At 61.5% G+C, this 4,213-nt stretch carries 3 protein-coding genes and 1 pseudogene; 3 read left to right on the top strand and 1 reads right to left on the bottom strand.

The window, feature by feature from the left end; all coding sequences use genetic code 11:
• Positions 1–179 precede the first annotated feature (179 nt).
• Positions 180–287, bottom strand: a pseudogene (locus tag I5W_RS33000) (thiamine-phosphate kinase); the annotation flags it as partial.
• 382 nt (positions 288–669) lie between these two features.
• Here I5W_RS33000 and I5W_RS00390 point away from each other — a divergent pair.
• The 3 genes from I5W_RS00390 to I5W_RS00395 form a co-directional block, all read left to right on the top strand.
• Positions 670–2,982, top strand: coding sequence for an NADP-dependent malic enzyme (locus I5W_RS00390; RefSeq protein ID WP_044527767.1), 2,313 nt, complete (start codon positions 670–672; stop codon positions 2,980–2,982).
• A 150-nt stretch (positions 2,983–3,132) separates the two neighbouring features.
• Complete coding sequence (locus I5W_RS30885; RefSeq protein ID WP_148289010.1) at positions 3,133–3,384, top strand: hypothetical protein; 252 nt, start codon at positions 3,133–3,135, stop codon at positions 3,382–3,384.
• A 2-nt stretch (positions 3,385–3,386) separates the two neighbouring features.
• Positions 3,387–4,213 (top strand): MFS transporter (locus I5W_RS00395; protein WP_044527768.1); only part of this gene is annotated, 827 nt, incomplete at its 3' end.

Here is a 4,213-nt window from a genome sequence, read left to right on the forward strand (position 1 = left end):
AGGTCATCGAGGCGGAACGGCGTTCGGCGAAGGCATACAGGCGACGCCAGACAAACTTGTTCATCATCACGACGAACATCGACATCACGCCGATGCTGGCGATGATGAGAGGCGTATCACCGGACTTGGTGACCGCCGAAATATAGGCGCCCAGGCCATCGGCCTTGAGCGACACATCGGGCCGGCGTCATCAGCGCGCAGTCGTCGCCCACACCGAGCGCCGTGCGGCTGTCGGGGGCGGGCGGGCGGCTGAAGTAGCGCGCGATGAGTTCGAATTCGGAAAGCATGGCGCGATTGTAACCAATCCGTCATCGCTTCAGGCGCACAATATCCGCTCCAGGTTGTCATCATGTCCCCTTCCTGCGCGATGTTGCGCCGCAGCGAGATGCCGCGCTAGGGGTTTTCCCCAATATCGATGATGCGGAGCCGGTGGCAGCCTGTGTCGGCGCAAATCAAGCTGTGCGCAATTGCGCGTATCGGACGATAAACGGACGTCATCTGACCGCTGAAAGAGCATGTTCGCGGTCATCATGGAATCCCATGAAAAACCCCGCAAAGCCAGTCCCGAAAAGGCTTTGCGCGGGGCAGCATGAGGCCGGTGGCCTATGATTGAGGGCTGACCTCTGCTAGAATCGACCCCCTTCGCAAGTCAACTAGAGAATACAGAGTATGGATTCGATGATCAGTAAGAAAGAAGAAGTGCGTCAGCAACTTCGTCAGGCAGCACTGGACTACCATGAGTTTCCGACCCCGGGCAAGATCGCCGTCACGCCTACCAAGCTGCTGACCAACCAGCGTGATCTGTCCCTCGCGTATTCTCCCGGCGTGGCCGCGGCCTGCGAAGAAATCGTCGCCGATCCGCTCAACGCCTTCCGCTACACCGCCCGTGGCAACCTGGTGGCCGTCATCAGCAACGGTACCGCCGTGCTGGGCCTGGGCAACATCGGTGCGCTGGCCTCCAAGCCGGTGATGGAAGGCAAGGGCGTGCTGTTCAAGAAGTTCGCCGGCATCGACGTCTTCGACATCGAAGTCAACGAAACCGACCCGGACAAGCTGATCGATGTCATCGCGGCCCTGGAGCCGACCTTCGGTGGCATCAACCTGGAAGACATCAAGGCACCGGAGTGCTTCTACATCGAGCGCAAGCTGCGCGAAAAGATGAAGATCCCGGTCTTCCACGATGACCAGCACGGCACCGCCATCATCGTCGGCGCGGCCATCCTCAATGGCCTGAAGGTGGTCGGCAAGGACATCAAGAACGTCAAGCTGGTGGTTTCCGGCGCGGGCGCGGCTGCGCTGGCCTGCCTGGACCTGATCGTCGATCTGGGCTTCCCGATCGAGAACATCTTCGTCACCGACCTGGCCGGGGTGGTCTACAAGGGTCGCAAGGAATTGATGGACCCGGACAAGGAACGTTTCGCCCGTGAGACTGACGCCCGTACCCTGGCCGAAGTGATCCCCGATGCGGACATCTTCCTGGGCCTGTCGGCTGCCGGCGTGTTGAAGCCCGAGATGGTCAAGCAGATGGCGGCTCGCCCGCTGGTGCTGGCGCTGGCCAACCCGACCCCGGAAATCCTGCCGGAAGAAGTGATGGCCGTGCGGGACGACGCCATCATCGCCACCGGCCGTTCGGACTATCCGAACCANGTCAACAACGTGCTGTGCTTCCCCTACATCTTCCGCGGTGCGCTCGACTCCGGCGCCACCACCATCACGCGCGAGATGGAAATCGCCACGGTGCACGCCATCGCCGAGCTGGCCCAGGCCGAGCAATCCGATATCGTGGCCTCGACCTATGGCATCGCCAACCTGTCCTTCGGCCCGGAATACATCATTCCCAAGCCCTTCGACCCGCGCCTGATGATCAAGATCGCGCCGGCCGTGGCCCGTGCCGCCGAAAGCTCGGGCGTGGCCGCCCGTCCGATCCAGGACATGGCTGCCTACATCGAGAAGCTGGAACAGTTCGTCTATCACAGCGGCACCTTCATGCGCCCGATCTTCCAGGTCGCCAAGAAGGCTGCCGAAGCCCAGAAGCGCATCGTCTACGCCGAAGGCGAAGAAGAGCGCGTGCTGCGCGCGGTGCAGGTGGTGGTCGATGAAAACCTGGCCAAGCCCATCCTGGTGGGCCGTCCGGAGGTGCTGGAACAGCGCATCCAGAAGTTCGGCCTGCGCCTGCGCGCCGGGGTCGACTTCGAGGTCATCAACCCCAACTTCGACAGCCGTTATCGCGACTATTGGCAGACCTTCCTGGAGATGTCGCGTCGCAAGGGCGTCACCGAGCAATACGCCAAGCTGGAAATGCGTCGTCGCCATACCCTGATCGGTTCCATGGCGATCCATAAGGGTGATGCCGATGGCCTGATCTGCGGCACCTACGGCACCACCCAGCTGCACCTGCACTACATCGACCAGGTGCTGGGCAAGCGCGCAGGCGTGAATGTCTATGCGGCCATGAACGCGGTGATCCTGCCCAATCGCCAACTGGTGATGGTGGACACCCACGTCAACGAAAACCCCAACGCCCGCGAGTTGGCCGAGATCACCATGCTGGCTGCCGAGGAAATGCGTCGCTTCGGCCTGCATCCGCGTGCGGCGCTGCTGTCGCATTCCAACTTCGGTTCCAGCAACAATGAATCGGCCCGCAAGATGCGCGAGGCGCTGGCGATCCTGCGCGAAATCGCGCCGGAGCTGGAAGTGGATGGCGAAATGCACGGCGACACCGCGCTGGACTCCAAGCTGTTGAATGCGGTGATCCCGGATTCGCCGTTGAAGGGCGACGCCAACCTGCTGGTCATGCCCAACATCGATGCCGCCAACATCGCCTACAACCTGCTCAAGACCGCCTCCGGCAACGGTGTGGCCATTGGCCCCATCCTGCTGGGTTGCGCCAAGCCGGTCCACATCCTGACACCCTCGGCCACCGTGCGCCGCATCATCAACATGACCGCCCTGTGCGTCATGGATGCGATCTCGGAGCGTTGATCGCTGTTGGATGCTGGCTTGATCGCTCAACGGCGCATGTCGCAAGACATGCGCCGTTTTTCATTGGCCGGCGGTGCGGCGTGGCGCGTCTGGATGGATTGTCGGACATGCGGCGCAGCAGCATTCCGGGAATCCGCACCGGCTTGATGGATGGATTTCTTCCTGTTTTTAAAAAATCCATTTAAATCAATGGCTTATTTGTTTTGTGCCGTTCTTTTCGTGCTGGCACGAAGCCTGCAATATGAATATCAAAACAAAAAAGCAAACACGGAGACTTCACCTGATGCGCTCGCATCGTCTTCCCGCGCCTGGCCTCGGGTCGCCTCTGCGGTTTGCCTTGTTCCGGTTCCACCAAAGCAAGATGACCCGCCGCCCACCTCACGCGGCCCACACAGGAGATAGGCATGAGCCATAGCACGCCACTGAGCACGCAGAACACTACGCCATCGGCGACCACCGCAAGCACACCACTGAGCGCGGCAGAGTACCGCAAACGCATCTTCGCCATCCTTGGCGCTTCCTCGGGCAACCTGGTCGAATGGTTCGACTTCTATGTCTATTCCTTCTGCGCCATCTATTTCGCCCCGGCCTTCTTCCCCAAGGGCGATACCACCAGCCAGTTGTTGAACACCGCTGGCGTGTTCGCCGCCGGTTTCCTGATGCGTCCCATCGGTGGTTGGCTCTTTGGCCGCATCGCCGACAAGCACGGCCGCAAGACCTCCATGCTGATCTCGGTGCTGATGATGTGCGGCGGTTCGCTGGCCGTGGCCGTCATGCCGACCTATGCCACCATCGGTGCCTGGGCGCCGGCGTTGCTGCTGCTGGCACGCCTGTTCCAGGGCCTGTCGGTAGGTGGTGAATACGGCACCTCGGCCACCTACATGAGCGAAGTGGCGCCCAATGGCCGCCGCGGCTTCTTCGCTTCCTTCCAGTATGTGACCCTGATCGGCGGCCAGTTGCTGGCGGTGCTGGTGCTGTTTGCCATGCAGCAGTGGCTGTCCAAGGCCGAACTGATGGCCTGGGGCTGGCGCATTCCCTTCGTGCTGGGTGCCGTCGGTGCGCTGGTGGCGATGTACCTGCGCAGCTCGCTGGCCGAGACTTCCTCGGCTGGCGCCCGCAAGAAGAAGGACGCCGGCACGATCAAGGGTTTGCTGCAGCACAAGCGCGCCTTCCTCAACGTGGTGGGCTTTACCGCCGGTGGTTCGCTGATGTTCTACACCTNACCACCTAT

It is taken from the genome of Herbaspirillum sp. B65 (assembly GCF_000333555.1).
In the GTDB taxonomy this organism is placed as follows: domain Bacteria; phylum Pseudomonadota; class Gammaproteobacteria; order Burkholderiales; family Burkholderiaceae_D; genus Herbaspirillum; species Herbaspirillum rubrisubalbicans.

Coding starts and splice junctions, on each gene's coding strand:
- I5W_RS30885 (WP_148289010.1), top strand. CDS start 3,133: ATGGATTTCTTCCTGTTTTTAAAAAATCCATTTAAATCAATGGCTTAT.